Source organism: Mycobacterium sp. 852002-51163_SCH5372311, assembly GCF_001667115.1.
Lineage (GTDB): Bacteria > Actinomycetota > Actinomycetes > Mycobacteriales > Mycobacteriaceae > Mycobacterium.
This window is the reverse complement of the sequence record NZ_LZIJ01000206.1, coordinates 1-1,191: the sequence shown is the minus strand read 5'-3', so window position 1 is coordinate 1,191 and position 1,191 is coordinate 1. Positions and strand designations below refer to the sequence as shown.

The following is a 1,191-nucleotide window of genomic DNA, read 5'->3' as shown; positions in this document are numbered from 1 at the left end:
AACCATCGGGCCATTCCTCAAAGTCGTAGTGTGGATAGCTTCGAGGAAGCTTCCGAGTTCGGTGAGCCCGAGTCGATGCGGCCACCCAGTGACTATCACCTCATGGGCTACACCTTCAAGGACTACGACAAGGCAAGCCGCTGGACGTGGAAATTCTTGCGGGACAGCACCGCTGAGCAAGTCCGCGCAATTGCCAACTACGCGCTGGAGGCCGACAACCGTCTGACAACCGGGACGATCTTGCAGCGGCTGTTTGACCCAACGCAGATAGCAAACGAGTGGTCGCACCCGGTGTATGGCCTGTACAACGGTGACACCATGGTTCCACCGGCCTATCTCGGCAAGCAGTTTGCGGCGGCACACCAGCACTACCTCGTTTCCGGTAGCGCCACCATTGATTCCGGAGACCTCGAAACTGCCGTTCGCCATGTCACTGAGCACGGTTTCGGCACCGAATCAAACTCACGGCTGTTGGCGCTGATGAACCCGGCACAGGCAGAAGTGGTGTCTACCTTCAAGGCTGGCGAAGAAAACGCCAGCGGCATTATTGCCAAACACGACTACATTCCCAGCGCTGGCGCACCGGCCTACTTGCAACCGGAAAATATTGTGGGTCAGGTTGCGCCGGAGTCCTACAACGGTCTGAAGGTGCAGGGTAGCTACGGCGAAACCTGGATTATCCAAAGCGATTTCATTCCGGAAGACTACTTGGCGGTTGTTGCCACCTATGGAGCTAACAGCCCTGACAACGCCATCGGGTTCAGACAGCACCCTCAGCGTCAGTACCAGGGTCTAAGAAATATCCCGGGTATCGGCCCATTTCCATTGCAGGATAGCTTTTTCCAGCGCAGCTTCGGTGTTGGCGTGCGCCGTCGCGGCCAGGCCTGCCTCACGCAGATCAAGGCCAGCGGTTCCTATGACGTGCCGGTGATCCCGAAGTGACGCCTCTAGATTGGCTGCAGACCAATCTGACTGCAGTCGTGGTCGCGGTAGCTCAGGCCGGTGCCACCCTGGCCGGCTCAACTGCTGAAACCAATGTGTCTCAGTCCCATTACTACTCTTGGAGCCGGTTCACAAGATGAGTAGAAGCGGAGCCGACGCGTCCGGTCTCGGTGACCAGCTTGCGCGCAACCTCGCGTATCTGGAAAACGGCGATACCGGCGCTAGCGAGTTCAGTTGGGCCGATGGCCT

1 protein-coding gene is annotated in these 1,191 nt (G+C 58.2%); it reads left to right on the top strand.

Features of this window, described 5'->3' with window-relative positions:
• Positions 1 to 942: hypothetical protein (locus tag A5791_RS25510; protein ID WP_067243064.1), on the top strand; the 942-nt coding region annotated here is incomplete at its 5' end.
• Positions 943 to 1,191 lie beyond the last annotated feature (249 nt).